General features: G+C 47.7%; 10 protein-coding genes and 1 riboswitch. Of the genes, 5 read left to right on the top strand and 5 right to left on the bottom strand.

The features are described from left to right. The first annotated feature begins 48 nt into the window (after positions 1 to 48). The 4 genes from AC0VXX_RS06580 to AC0VXX_RS06565 all read left to right on the top strand — a co-directional run bounded on the left by AC0VXX_RS06580 (position 49) and on the right by AC0VXX_RS06565 (position 4,435). Positions 49 to 2,082 (top strand): acetyl/propionyl/methylcrotonyl-CoA carboxylase subunit alpha, encoded by a 2,034-nt coding sequence (locus AC0VXX_RS06580; protein ID WP_475516442.1) that lies wholly within the window; start codon positions 49 to 51, stop codon positions 2,080 to 2,082. A gap of 2 nt (positions 2,083 to 2,084) precedes the next feature. Continuing rightward, positions 2,085 to 2,993 carry a hydroxymethylglutaryl-CoA lyase gene (locus AC0VXX_RS06575; protein WP_475516441.1) on the top strand — a complete coding sequence of 303 codons (909 nt, stop codon included), beginning with the start codon at positions 2,085 to 2,087 and terminating at the stop codon, positions 2,991 to 2,993. Positions 2,994 to 3,059: 66 nt separating this feature from the next. Then, entirely contained in the window at positions 3,060 to 3,767 is a 708-nt protein-coding gene (locus AC0VXX_RS06570) for a CoA transferase subunit A (protein ID WP_475516440.1), read from the top strand. Between the two features lie 11 nt (positions 3,768 to 3,778). Next, a complete protein-coding gene (locus tag AC0VXX_RS06565; RefSeq protein ID WP_475516439.1) occupies positions 3,779 to 4,435 on the top strand; it encodes a 3-oxoacid CoA-transferase subunit B in 657 nt (218 codons plus the stop codon). Positions 4,436 to 4,586: 151 nt separating this feature from the next. Here the strand turns inward: AC0VXX_RS06565 and AC0VXX_RS06560 are convergent, their stop codons facing one another. Next, on the bottom strand, positions 4,587 to 6,161 hold the full coding sequence (locus AC0VXX_RS06560; RefSeq protein WP_475516438.1) for a methyl-accepting chemotaxis protein: 1,575 nt from the start codon (positions 6,159 to 6,161) through the stop codon (positions 4,587 to 4,589). A gap of 458 nt (positions 6,162 to 6,619) precedes the next feature. Then, a complete protein-coding gene (locus AC0VXX_RS06555; RefSeq protein WP_475516952.1) occupies positions 6,620 to 7,198 on the bottom strand; it encodes a thymidine kinase in 579 nt (192 codons plus the stop codon). A 269-nt stretch (positions 7,199 to 7,467) separates the two neighbouring features. On the opposite strand from AC0VXX_RS06555, the gene AC0VXX_RS06550 reads away from it, so the two are divergent. Then, positions 7,468 to 9,600 (top strand): M3 family metallopeptidase, encoded by a 2,133-nt coding sequence (locus AC0VXX_RS06550; protein ID WP_475516437.1) that lies wholly within the window; start codon positions 7,468 to 7,470, stop codon positions 9,598 to 9,600. A gap of 81 nt (positions 9,601 to 9,681) precedes the next feature. On the opposite strand, the gene AC0VXX_RS06545 is transcribed toward AC0VXX_RS06550, so the two are convergent. The 3 genes from AC0VXX_RS06545 to AC0VXX_RS06535 form a co-directional block, all read right to left on the bottom strand. Further along, complete coding sequence (locus tag AC0VXX_RS06545; protein ID WP_475516436.1) at positions 9,682 to 11,250, bottom strand: Na+/H+ antiporter NhaC family protein; 1,569 nt, start codon at positions 11,248 to 11,250, stop codon at positions 9,682 to 9,684. Positions 11,251 to 11,328: 78 nt separating this feature from the next. Then, a riboswitch (Lysine riboswitch) is annotated at positions 11,329 to 11,545 on the bottom strand. A gap of 149 nt (positions 11,546 to 11,694) precedes the next feature. After that, the gene (locus AC0VXX_RS06540) at positions 11,695 to 12,618 is read right to left on the bottom strand and encodes an electron transfer flavoprotein subunit alpha/FixB family protein (protein WP_475516435.1); all 924 of its coding nucleotides are present in this window, start codon (positions 12,616 to 12,618) and stop codon (positions 11,695 to 11,697) included. Continuing rightward, positions 12,618 to 13,367, bottom strand: a complete 750-nt coding sequence (locus AC0VXX_RS06535; RefSeq protein WP_475516434.1) for an electron transfer flavoprotein subunit beta/FixA family protein — start codon at positions 13,365 to 13,367, stop codon at positions 12,618 to 12,620. The genes AC0VXX_RS06540 and AC0VXX_RS06535 overlap by 1 nt, the downstream gene beginning before the upstream one ends. Positions 13,368 to 13,695 lie beyond the last annotated feature (328 nt).

The raw sequence follows: 13,695 nt of genomic DNA, 5'->3' as shown, positions 1-13,695 counted from the left end.
TTCTAACTCAACACCCTATTGCTAAGCCAAGCCCGGAGTACGCTAATTATGTTTACTAAACTACTGATTGCTAACCGCGGCGAAATTGCTTGTCGCATCATCAAGACTGCCAATGCCATGGGGGTTAAAACTGTTGCCCTCTATTCCGATGCCGATAAAGACGCGCGTCATGTGGCAATGGCCGATGAGTCTTTCTATTTAGGTGGCAGCGCGCCGAGTGAGTCATACCTTAAAGGCGAGTTGATCCTCGATATCGCTAAGCGCAGTGGCGCTCAGGCTATCCATCCGGGTTACGGTTTTCTGTCTGAAAATGCCGACTTTGCTCGCCAGTGTGAACAAGCAGGCATCACCTTTGTTGGCCCAGGCGCCGACGCCATCGATGCCATGGGCAGCAAAAGCGCCGCCAAAAACATCATGCAACAAGCCAATGTCCCCTTAGTACCGGGTTACCATGGTGACGATCAAAGCGATGCAAGCTTACTTCAAGCCTCGAAAGAGATAGGCTTTCCGCAACTTATCAAAGCGGCCTATGGCGGTGGCGGTAAAGGAATGCGTATTGTTGAGTCTGAAAAAGAAGCACTGGATGCGATTAACTCGGCTCGCCGAGAAGCGGCATCGTCTTTTGGTAACGATAAATTATTGATTGAACGTTACCTAAGACAGCCGCGCCATGTTGAAGTGCAAGTGTTTGCCGACACCCAAGGCAACTGTATCTATCTCTCCGACCGTGACTGCTCTATTCAACGTCGTCACCAAAAGGTGGTTGAGGAAGCTCCAGCACCCGGTCTAACCGACAGCCTTCGCCGCGCCATGGGTGAGGCCGCAGTCGCTGCCGCAAAAGCGATTGATTATGTCGGCGCCGGTACGGTCGAGTTTCTGCTCGATACCCACGCGACCGATGAGGCGAGCAGCTTCTACTTTATGGAGATGAATACGCGTCTACAGGTTGAGCATCCTGTCACTGAGATGGTCACAGGCCAAGACTTAGTAAAATGGCAGCTGATGGTTGCCAGTGGCAGCGAATTACCACTGAGCCAAGATGAAGTGCGTATTCACGGACATTCATTTGAAGTGCGAATTTACGCCGAAGATCCGCAAAATGCGTTTTTACCCGCCAGCGGTAAACTGAACTTCCTGCGAGAACCCGAGCAAAACCGCTATGTGCGTATCGACTCAGGCATTCGCGAAAACGATGTGATCAGTAACTTTTACGATCCGATGATCGCCAAACTGATCGTATGGGACGAGTCACGCCCACGGGCACTACAACGCTTAGTGCACGCCCTCGAGTCATATCAAATCAGCGGCCTGAAACATAACATCGAGTTCTTAGCCAATATCGCTGAGCATCACGCCTTTAGCGACGCCGATTTTAGCACCGACTTTATTGAGCGTTACGGCGACACCTTAATTGGTACGAATTTAGATGCTGACAATAGCAAAGAGCAAAATAGTGCCCTCGCCTTTGCCGCGCTATACCACCTTTGCGCGCAAAAAGAGCAGGCAAAACTGACCGCCACCAATAGCAATGATCCCTACTCGCCTTGGGGCCAAGTGAGTGGCTTTAGGCTTAACCGCAGCGGCGTTCATCAACTCACCCTGCTGGACGACCAACATCAAATACAGCACTTAACCCTCAGCCAAGTGGGTGACAGCTACTATCTCAATTTTAACGATCAAACACTGACGCTCAGCGGTGAGCTAAAACAAGATCTGCTGCATGCGGAGATTAACGGTCATAAGAGCAAGATCCCCGTTAGCCGAGAAGGTGATGATTTTACGCTGTTTTTACCCTCAGGCAGCTATCATTACCGCGCGATTCAGACTGAAATTTTTGAAGAGCAAGGCAGCAGCGAAGATAAACTTAAAGCGCCTATGAATGGCACTATCGTGACCCATCTTGTTGCAGTAGGCGATGAAGTTGAACAAGGCCAAGGCTTAATGGTGATGGAAGCGATGAAGATGGAATACACCATCGAAGCACCGTTTAATGGCACAGTTACCGCCTTCTTCTTTGAGCCTGGCGAGCTGGTCAGTGATGGCGCAGTGCTTGCCGATGTCAGCGCTAGTGAGGAGGCTTAATCATGTCCACTAGCCTTGGCAGATACCCAAGCAAGGTAAGCCTTTTTGAGGTTGGCGCCCGCGACGGCCTGCAAAACGAGCAAGCAGTCACTACGGCTGACAAGCTTATCCTTATCGACCAATTAGGCATGGCTGGTCTAAAACGCATCGAAGCGGGCAGTTTTGTGTCACCTAAATGGGTACCACAGATGGCCGATTCGGCGGACATTTTTAAGCAACTCAGTAAACGCAGCGGCGTGGTCTACAGCGCGCTTACGCCCAATTTAAAAGGGCTGGAACGTGCGCTTGACGCTGGCGCAGATGAAGTGGCCATCTTTGGCGCAGCCTCTCAAAGCTTCAGCCAGCGTAATATCAACTGTTCAATTGAGGAGTCTATCGAGCGCTTTATCCCAGTGATAGAGGCGGCTAAAGCCAAAAACATCGCCGTGCGTGGTTATGTATCTTGTGTTTTAGGCTGCCCCTATGAAGGTGAGATAGCCGTGAGCGAAGTGGCTCGCGTGGCAGAACGTCTTTACAACATGGGCTGCTATGAGATCTCACTCGGCGACACTATCGGTGTTGGCACGCCCGTTAACGCCCGTAAAATGATCGAGGCGGTCGCCCAGAAAGTCCCCGTAGATAAACTTGCGCTGCATTTTCATGACACCTATGGTCAAGCACTGGCTAATATTCTCGCCTGTTTAGAAACCGGGGTGAGCGTCATCGACAGCTCGGTCGCAGGTCTGGGTGGTTGCCCTTATGCCAAAGGCGCATCGGGTAATTTGGCGACAGAGGATCTGGTTTACATGCTACATGGTTTAGGCATAGAAACAGGCGTTGATTTACCGCGTTTAATTGAGGCGGGCAACACAATTAGCCAAGCACTTGGCCGACCAAACGGCTCTAAAGTGGCGCTTGCGCTGACCGAATAACCCATAGGCGCGACTAAAATAAAAGGTGCTAGGCGCCGAGCCTAGCGCCTCTCACAGGAGATAATAATGGCAGGACTCAATAAGCTGGTTGACAGCTACGAAGCAGCATTAGATGGCCTTGAAGACAACATGACCGTTATGGTGGGTGGCTTTGGCTTGTGTGGCATTCCTGAAGGGCTCATTGCCCAAATGGTCAAAATGGGCACGACAGGACTCACTGCGATTTCCAACAACGCTGGCGTCGATGATTTTGGCTTGGGGCTGCTGTTAAAGAGCCGTCAGATCAGCACAATGATCGCCTCATATGTGGGTGAAAACGCCACTTTTGAGCAGCAGATGCTCTCTGGTGAACTCAATGTGATTTTGACGCCACAAGGCACGTTAGCGGAAAAAATCCGCGCGGGCGGCGCCGGTATTCCCGCCTTCTTTACCGCCACAGGTTATGGCACTCCCGTCGCTGAAGGTAAAGAAACACGCGAAATCGATGGCCGTCACTATGTATTAGAGCCAGCGCTGAAAGCTGATTTTGCCTTAGTCCGCGCGTGGAAAGCCGATACCATGGGTAACTTGGTATTCCGTAAAACCGCCGCTAACTTCAACCCTATGATGGCCACCGCGGGCAAAATCACCGTGGTGGAAGCCGAGCATATCGTTGAGCCCGGGGAGCTAGATCCTGATCATATCCATACTCCAGGTATCTATGTCGATCGCGTGATTCAAGGCACGTTCGAGAAACGTATCGAACAACGTACCGTTAAAGTAGCCACTAAATAGGAGGAAACACCATGGCGTTATCAAGAGAACAACTAGCACAACGTGTTTCCCAAGAACTGCAAGATGGCTTTTACGTCAATTTAGGCATTGGTATTCCCACCTTAGTCGCTAACTATATTCCCGATGGCATTGAAGTGATGCTGCAATCGGAAAATGGGCTGCTTGGCATGGGCGAATTCCCAACGGAAGAGACCATAGATGCCGATCTGATCAATGCGGGCAAACAAACGGTAACGGCAGTCCCCGGCGCATCTTTTTTCTCGTCGGCAGAGAGTTTTGCGATGATCCGCGGCGGCCATGTAGATTTAACCGTACTAGGTGCGTTTGAAGTCGATGTGAATGGCTCAATCGCATCTTGGATGATCCCTGGCAAACTGATAAAAGGCATGGGCGGCGCCATGGATTTAGTGGCTGGCGCCGACAATATTATCGTCACCATGATGCACGCCGACAAATACGGTAACTCAAAGCTACTGCCCAAATGCGAGCTACCGCTCACCGGTTATGGCTGCATTAAACGGGTATTGACCGATTTAGCTTTTGTCGAGATTAAAGATGGTGCGTTCCATCTGCTTGAGCGCGCACCTGGAGTCAGTGTCGAAGAGATCATTGAGAAAACGGCGGGTAAACTAATCGTGCCTGAGCATGTGCCTGAAATGGTGCTTTAAGCTCATGCCGCTTGTTAGCACTATCACATGGTGAGAGTATTCCATGTTAAATAAGAGATAACCCGAGTGCTGGCTCATTGCTTGAACGCGAGATAAACCGCAAAAACCACCCAAGGATACCGATTCTAGGGTGGTTTTTTGTTAAAACGACTTAGCGATTAGCGCTTTGTATTGCTTGAGTCCAAAACTGTCTGGCGAGCTGCTGCGATTCTAACGCTTTGTGCGAAGTACTTTGCCCCAGTTTGCGATCGGCTTGGGATTGTTCATACCCTTCGCTGGCCAACTCACTGATGGTTTGTAACGAGTCACTTATCTCTGTGGCCGCAATCCCCTGCTCCTTCATCGCATTGGCACTATGTTCTGTCATGCCATTGATGCGCTGCATGGTTGAGACTAATCCAGCAAATACCGTTTCCGCCTGCTTTACCAATTCAACGGCGCGAGTCGCTTGACTCTGCCCTGCGGTTAAAGTGCGTGCGGCATTGGCGGCACTTTGTTGGAATTTATTAACAATTTCATCTATTTGACTGGTAGAATCGCTGGTTCGCGATGAGAGTTTTCGTACCTCATCGGCCACTACCGCAAAGCCTCTGCCCGACTCACCCGCCCTCGCTGCTTCGATAGCCGCATTCAGCGCAAGTAAATTGGTTTGCTCTGCGATATTACTTATTACATCAAGGACTTCATTGATAGCCACGCTATCGTGTTCAATCTCTTGTACCACGTCAGCAAAGTTGCCTACCTCTTGATTGAGTCCATTGATTGCATTGATCACCGCATCTAACTGCGCATAGCCTTGTGCCACCGTGGCTTGGCTACCTTCAACATCAACGGCCACTTGTTTAATTTGTTGACCTAACTCACTAAAACTTGCCGTCATCTCCTCAACGGCCGCAGCGGCTTGCGCCGTTTGTTGACTCTGGCTGTCTGCCCTTTGCGCTGCAGCAGTGATGGAGTCCAGTAGCTCTGAGCTATCTTGTGCAATGGCTGATGATGTATCAGCCATTCGCCCCACAGCTCCGGCTACCTCAGCGGTCAGAGAGTCCATGGCGAATAAGATATTGCCTATCTCATCGTTACGTCCAGTAAAGATATGCCTTGCCGGACCATCATCGCATATCGACAGGGCGCGTTCATTAAGCTCACTCAGTGGCCGCATGATCCGCTGCAACCCAAACCACATAGGCAATATCATCGCTAATGCTAACCAGGGCGAATAGACGCAACAGGCTAAACTCAGCAGCATCAGTATCACTGCAAACAACTTAATTTTAGTGGTAAAATTGAACGTTGCGCTGTCGAGCTCATGGCGCGATTCATCCTTATTCAAACTCTGATAAATCGCTTTTGCTCGCTCAATCTGCGCTTTGTCTGCGCGGCGGCGAACCGATTGATACTCTTTAACCTGACCATTCTCTATAACCGGTGCGACATAAGCATTAACCCAGTAAAACCCGCCATCTTTACAACGGTTTTTAACTATCCCCATCCAAGCGCGACGCGCTTTAAGTGCTTTCCATAACATGGCGTAGGCTTGCTTGGGCATATCGGGGTGGCGCACAATATTGTGCGGCTGCTGCAATAACTCCGCTTCTTCGAAACCACAAATTCGACAAAAGTCGTTATTAGCATGTAAAATATTTCCGCTTAGATCTGTCGTAGACAATAAGATATCTTCGTCAGTAAGCAGCACCTCTTTATCGGTCACTGGTTGGTTATTGCGCATTAGCTATCAATTAGTTATTAAGAGTTTGAATAACTGGATTCTGAGGCTAAGCAAGAAAGAGCCTTTTGATCTAGCGCAATTTTTACGTATCAATAATGTTACAAACCATGGTTTTAAGAGCGAGATCTCATCTAGCCAGCACAAAAATTAAACTAAGCGATTACCGATTGAAAACATATTGCTCAAGTGCTGCAGTCACTAATCACATCAATAAAAAGAAAATTGAAAGTCCCCCTTATATGCGCGAGCAATAGCGGCAATGAATTAACCAGCTAAGTCGATCACCTGCACGAAGGGTCACCAACAAAAAAGGCCGCGTATCAACGCAGCCTTAACGGGGAATAACACAATGAGGTTAAATGAGGTTATAAGCTTGGCATAATGCTAATAGCTAAAACATCACCATTTAAGCTCTTAACTTAATCGCACTTAATTTAAATCACACTAAACGTAATAGTTTAGTCCCACAAAAACTCACGAAAATGTTTACGACAGACTGACTCGTAACTCTCATTACCACCAATCGCCACTTGCTCACCCTCTTTCATCGGCTTACCTTCACCGTCGAGTCTCACCACCATGTTGGCTTTTCGACCGCAGTGACAGATGGTCTTTAGCTCGACCAGTTTATCGGCCCAAGCAAGCAGGTACTGGCTACCACTAAAAAGCTCACCCTGGAAATCGGTTTTAAGCCCGTAGCACAACACTGGAATATCTAAAATATCAACCACATAGGTTAACTGCTTAACCTGTTCTTTGCTTAAAAACTGCGATTCATCGATTAAGATACAGTGTAAATGTTGTTGTTGATGGGCGCGCTTTATCATCGCGGATAAATTATCGCTAGCACTGAAGATTTGCGCGTCAGTCTCAATACCGATACGTGACGCCACCTTCCCTATGCCATAGCGATCGTCAATTGACGCTGTCATCACTAAAGTGTGCATACCGCGCTCGCGATAATTATAAGATGACTGAAGTAAAGAGGTCGACTTACCTGCATTCATCGCAGAATAGTAAAAATAGAGCTGCGCCAACTGAGTTATTCCTATGATTATTTTGAGCGCAGATTTTAACACTAATTGATCCTAGTTCGCAGCTACAAACTGGTTCAATTTACCTACTTGTGAGCCACAAAACATTGCTGACGCTTCCCTAGCAAAGCAGATTAATGATATTGTTGACTATTAAATTTGAGTAAAATATCTGAGTAAACCCAAGGCTACTTAAGACAATTTTAATTCAAACTTGCTACTTTAAATACAATTAAATAACAACAAGACAACAATTGAAGGTTCTTATACACATGCGCAAAACATTACTTGCTGCGTCAATCGCGGCCACGATTGCCCTTACAGGCTGCTCACTCAATGAAACTCAAGCGCCTGCTGCCGCAGCGGTGCAAACTCAAAACCCATTAATGCAAGCCAGTTCGCTGCAATACCAAGCGCCCGATTTTAACATCATCAAAGATGAACATTTTCAGCCCGCACTAGATCAAGGTATCAAAGAGCATTATCAACAAGTACTCACGATTGCCAATAATAGCGCGGCGCCGACATTTGAAAACACCATAGTTGCATTAGAAACCAGTGGCGAACTGCTGAACCGTGCTTCAAAGGTGTTCTATAACTTAGCGGGTACAGATAGCAACCCAACACTGCGTAAAATCCAAGGTGAAATGGCGCCTAAAATGGCCGCTCATTCCGATAATATCCACCTTAACGCGCCATTATTTGCCCGTATCGACAGCCTCTATCAACAGCGCAATAGCTTAGGTTTGACGAATGAAGAAGTGCGTCTTATCGAGGTTTATCACCAACGCTTTGTGATGGCTGGTGCCAAATTGACCGATGAGCAAAAAGCAAAAATTCGCGTCTTAAATGAAGAACAATCGACACTGACCAATGAATTTAGCCAGCGCCTAATGCGCCTGACCAAAGAGATTGCGGTGGTTATTGATGATGTCAATCAATTAGCGGGCTTGTCTGACAGTGAAATTCGCGCTGCTAAAGCCGATGCAGCGGCTCAAGGCCATGAAGGCAAATACCTGCTTAGTATCACCAATACTACGCGCCAACCTGTATTAGCTAAACTTGAAAACCGTCAGTTACGCCAACGAGTATGGCAAGCCTCATCAACTCGAGGGATGAGTGGTGAAAACGAAACCGCTTCACTTGTTGCTCGCCTCGCACAACTTCGCGCCGAACGCGCTGAGTTGCTAGGTTACAAGAGCTGGGCTGACTATCGCCTAGCACCGCAAATGGCTAAAAATCCCGAAGCGGTTTACCAAATGTTTGGCTCTATGGTGCCAGCTGTTGTCGCTAACACTCAAAAAGAAGCCGACGATATTCAGGCGATGATCAATAAAACCGGTGGCGATTTTACCCTAGCGCCATGGGACTGGGCGTTTTATGCCGAGAAGGTACGTCAAGAGAAGTTTAATCTTGATGAAAGCTCTATCAAGCCGTATTTCGAGTTCAATCGAGTATTAACTGACGGCGTATTTTTCACACTTGAATCGCTTTACGGCGTCACCTTTAAGCCGCGCCCCGATCTTCCTGTGTACCATGAAGATGTGAAAGCCTATGAGATGTTTGATGCCGATGGGACTTCGATGGCTATTTTCTACGGCGATTACTTTGCCCGTGAAGGTAAGCGTGGCGGCGCATGGATGAGCTCATTTGTAGCGCAATCAAAACTGCTCAACAGTAAGCCGGTTGTCGTTAACGTGATGAACATCAAAAAGGCACCAGAGGGTGAAGCCACTTTTGTGAGCTATGATGAAGTGACCACTATGTTCCACGAATTGGGCCATGGTACTCACGGCATGTTCTCCAAGGTGACCTACCCTAGCCTATCGGGCACTGCGGTCTCTCGTGATTTTGTCGAGTTCCCATCGACCTTCGAAGAAGACTGGGCAGCCCACCCCAAGGTGTTAGCTAACTATGCTAAGCACTATGAGACAGGTGAAGTGATCCCTGATGAACTGCTTCAAAAATTACTTAAATCGCGCAGCTTCAATCAAGGCTTCGATACCCTAGAGTATATGGCCGCCGCATTAGTAGATTTAGAATGGCACTCGCTACCTGCTGACGCACCATTACAAGATGTAGCGAGTTTCGAAGCTAAAGCGCTGGAAAAACATGGCATCAATATCGCTGCCGTACCACCACGTTACAAATCGACCTATTTTGCTCATGCCTTCCCAGGTGGATACTCGGCCAGTTACTACGCCTATATGTGGAGTGAGATCTTAGCGGCCGATGCGTTCGCCTACGTGCAAACCCAAGGTGGCTTAAATCGTGAAATTGGCATGAAGTACCGCAAAACCATTCGTGAAGTGGGCAACAGCGTGCCACCAATGGAAGCCTACAAAGCCTTCCGTGGACAAGCACCGACTACAGAAGCGTTACTTAAGCGTCGTGGTTTAAACTAAAGCTATTCATGCAACGCCCATAAAAATGCCGCTATGATTAGCGGCATTTTTTATCACTGATTTCGCCGTAGCGAGTCATGATTATATCGTTGGTTTAGCAGCTTGATAGCGAAGCACAATTACACTTATCACAAACAGCACACTGCTGGCACCTAAGCCTGCAGCCAGCGATTCGGTAAAGCCTAGCACCACATAGCCACCTAAGCTTATCCCGGCGACAATAAGCGCGTAAGGTAACTGAGTTAATACATGGTCAATGTGATGACAATTGGCGCCTGTTGACGACAAAATAGTGGTATCGGAAATCGGTGAGCAGTGATCGCCAAATACCGCGCCCGCTAATACAGCTGCCAGCATAGGTAGCATCATATTGGTGTGGGTGCCCATGGCCATATCGGCGGCAATCGGCAACATGATGCCGAACGTGCCCCAGCTGGTGCCCGTTGAAAACGCGGTCAATCCGGCCAAAATAAATAATACCGCTGGCAGTAATGCAAAGGGGATATTACCCGTGGCTAGGCTGGCCATATATTTACCCGTTTCCATCTGACCAATCACACCGGCAATCGTCCAGGCAAACAGTAAGATATAGATAGCAGGTAACATAGAGCGTGCGCCCGCAATCATCCCTTTAAGGATTAATGATTTATCTAAGCCTTGACTGAGCACTAAGAGTAATGTGGCCACCAAGCCAATGATCGCCCCGAAAAACAGTGATGAAGCCACATCGGTCTTTTCAAAGGCGCCAATTAAGGTAAATGGCAGATTTTCGGCAGTTAACGCATCGGCACCGCTGCTGATCATAAAATAGATAGTGGCGGCAACCAGTACGGTAATGGGTAAAAATAATCCTGAAATTTTCCCCGAATCGGCTTCAGGCAGATCGCTATTGGCCCCTGGTGGTAACCCTTTAGATTCATCATAAAGATGGCCCTTTTGGGCGTTAAGCTCATGCTGGCGCATGGGGCCAACATCGAGCCCCATAAAGGCAACACATAATAGGAGTAACAGCGCAAAGATGGCGTAGAAATTCATCGGGATCATCTGAATAAACACGCTTAGATGCCCGGTATCGGCAAAACCATGTGCCGTTAAAATACCGCCAATCAGCGCAATAATATACGCGCCCCAACTCGACACTGGTGAGATAACGCAGATAGGAGCTGCGGTCGAATCCAGCAGATAGGCCAGTTTACTGCGCGAAATGTAATAGCGATCCGTTAACGGTCTTGCCACACTGCCGACAACTAAACTATTGAAATAATCGTCAATAAAAACCACGCAACCTAAAAACATGGTCAGCAACTTAGCATCTCGTTTATTACGAATATGCTGACGAGCCCAATCGGCAAATGCCTTAGCAGCGCCGCTGACAGTGATCAATGCAGTGATCATCCCTAGCAAGATAAGGAAGCCAAGAAGATAGACATTCCAACTATTTAGGGCGCCATCGTCCCAAAATAATCCTGTCACCTGCTGGGCAAGGTATTGTCCTGAGTCTACTACGGAGTAATCGGTGATAAAGACCGCCCCAAGTAGAATGCCCACCCCAAGCGAAAGTAATACTCGACGAGTAAAAATCGCCAGTAAAATAGCCACCACAGGGGGCAGCAAGGAAAGCGCCGAATCGGCGTAACTCAAAGTTGTCATTGTTTTATATTGTCTTCGTTAAATTACGAATGGAGGGCAACTGAACTGGTGGGATATAGCAAAAGATATTACACCTGTCCTATCAGTAGCGCTCCATAGTGATACCAGTTGTCGGTATACCTTCTTTTTATCATTCCGGATAAAAAGCACTATGGCAGTGCTGCCTCTATTCGATGACAGCCCCAGCAGTGAGCTTTGATGAACTCGACCACTTCGGCATCAAATCCTTTCCTATTCGCTGTACGGCATCACCCTAACGAATACTACTAATATTTAATGCACCTCTACGTCTCAGGACGCCAGACCAATTTCACTATCGGCAGGCGTGACGCACATAAAAACACAAGCGGCTTTAAGGATGCTACCTTAAAGCCGCCCAACGTGATCTATATCACACTAAGTTTTAAATGAACACCAAGATGTTCACTAAGTACTTACAATTTATTAAAGAAGTGCCACCAACTTAGGTACTGCATCAAACAGATCGGCTTCTAAACCATAATCGGCCACTTGGAAAATCGGCGCCTCAGGATCCTTGTTAATGGCCACAATCACCTTAGAATCTTTCATCCCAGCCAGGTGTTGAATCGCGCCCGAGATCCCAACGGCAATATACAGATCTGGCGCAACAATCTTACCCGTTTGCCCCACTTGTAGATCGTTAGGCACATAACCCGCATCAACCGCCGCACGAGATGCCCCTAAAGCGCCACCCAATTTATCGGCAAGCTGCTCTAATATCGCAAAATTCTCAGCACTGCCCATTGCACGGCCGCCCGACACCACAACCGATGCAGCGCCTAAATCTGGGCGCTCTGATTCAGTCAATGTTTGTGAAACAAATTCAACATTACTGGTAAAAACACCACCAAGAGTTTGCTCGGCTGCTGCGCCATCATTGCTTACGGCATCAAATGCACTCACGCGTACGGTCATCACTTTGATGGCATCTAAACTCTGCACGGTTGCCATAGCGCTACCCGCATAAATTGGCCGCACAAAGGTATCTTCACTGACAACTTCAACCACTTCAGACAGTTGTGCTACATCAAGCAAGGCAGCCACGCGAGGAAGCACATCTTTACCTAGGCTCGAGGCCGAAGCCAAAATATGTTGATAATCGTTGGCGATAGAGACCACTAACGCCCCTAAGTTTTCGGCGATGCCATGGGCATAAGCACCATTGTCTGCCACTAATACACTGCGGACACCGCTCAATTGCTTAGCCGCCTCGACCACAGTTGCACAGTTTTCACCGGCGACTAATAGATCCACATCGCTACCAATTTGGTGTGCACACGCCACCACTTTGGCCGTGTCTAGTTTTAGACTCGCGTTATCATGTTCTGCTATTACTAGAATCGCCATTAGATCACCTTCGCTTCATTTTTTAGCTTTTCAACCAGCTCCTCAACAGAAGCCACCATCACGCCCGCCTTGCGCTGTGCAGGTGGAGTGACTTTTAACACGCTTTGATGTTGCTTTAGCTCAACGCCAAGACTGTCGACAGTGATAGTCTCCAGTGGCTTACGTTTTGCTTTCATAATATTGGGTAATTTAGCGTAGCGAGGCTCGTTCAAACGTAGATCTGTCGTAATGATGGCTGGCAGTGGCATCTTCAGCGTTTGCAATCCGCCGTCGATTTCACGAGTCACCACCACAGTTTCACCCTCGACCTTCACCTCTGAAGCAAAAGTCGCTTGCGGCATGCCAGTTAATGCTGCCAACATCTGGCCGGTCTGATTGTTATCGCCGTCAATAGATTGCTTGCCCAGTAAAATAAGCTGCGCTTGCTCTTGGTTCTGAATCGCATTAAGCAGCTTGGCAATGGAAAGCGGCGCGAGAGCTTCGTCGGTTTCTACATGAATACCACGGTCAGCACCCAATGCCATGGCGGTTCGCAGTTGTTCTTGCGCAGCCTTAGGGCCTATGGTTGCCACGACGATTTCAGTAACAATACCCGCTTCTTTTAACCGAACCGCTTCTTCTACGGCAATTTCACAAAATGGGTTAATCGCCATTTTAAGATTTGCGGTATCGACGTTGCTATTGTCAGCATTCACCCTGACCTTCACATTGGCATCGACGACGCGTTTAACTGGCACCAATACTTTCATAAGGCTTCCTTCTTACCATCTTTTTATGTTGAATAAAAAAGTGCATAGCAAAACTATCACAAACTTAAGCCACTTTACGTGCTGTTGACGTTAACGTCAACAAGAACGCAACGAGAAATCTACAAACAAAAAATGACAACAAAACGTCAATATAAAAGGGATTACGTTCACTTTTCCCCATCAATTTTAATGAAATTAGACTCAGCATTAATAAAATGACTATATATAGCAAAATAATTATTTAATTCGTTTGATTAAGACGGTATTAGTTTCTATTATTATCACTGAAATCCTATTCACAATTATATTTAAGTGGGACACCAATAAT

It is taken from the genome of Shewanella sp. QJM3NY_23 (genome assembly GCF_056173105.1).
The sequence above is the reverse complement of the archived record's forward strand: the minus strand, read 5'-3'. Positions and strand labels throughout refer to the sequence as shown.

Coding starts and splice junctions, on each gene's coding strand:
- AC0VXX_RS06580 (WP_475516442.1), top strand. CDS start 49: ATGTTTACTAAACTACTGATTGCTAACCGCGGCGAAATTGCTTGTCGC.
- AC0VXX_RS06575 (WP_475516441.1), top strand. CDS start 2,085: ATGTCCACTAGCCTTGGCAGATACCCAAGCAAGGTAAGCCTTTTTGAG.
- AC0VXX_RS06570 (WP_475516440.1), top strand. CDS start 3,060: ATGGCAGGACTCAATAAGCTGGTTGACAGCTACGAAGCAGCATTAGAT.
- AC0VXX_RS06565 (WP_475516439.1), top strand. CDS start 3,779: ATGGCGTTATCAAGAGAACAACTAGCACAACGTGTTTCCCAAGAACTG.
- AC0VXX_RS06560 (WP_475516438.1), bottom strand. CDS start 6,161: ATGCGCAATAACCAACCAGTGACCGATAAAGAGGTGCTGCTTACTGAC.
- AC0VXX_RS06550 (WP_475516437.1), top strand. CDS start 7,468: ATGCGCAAAACATTACTTGCTGCGTCAATCGCGGCCACGATTGCCCTT.
- AC0VXX_RS06545 (WP_475516436.1), bottom strand. CDS start 11,250: ATGACAACTTTGAGTTACGCCGATTCGGCGCTTTCCTTGCTGCCCCCT.
- AC0VXX_RS06540 (WP_475516435.1), bottom strand. CDS start 12,618: ATGGCGATTCTAGTAATAGCAGAACATGATAACGCGAGTCTAAAACTA.
- AC0VXX_RS06535 (WP_475516434.1), bottom strand. CDS start 13,367: ATGAAAGTATTGGTGCCAGTTAAACGCGTCGTCGATGCCAATGTGAAG.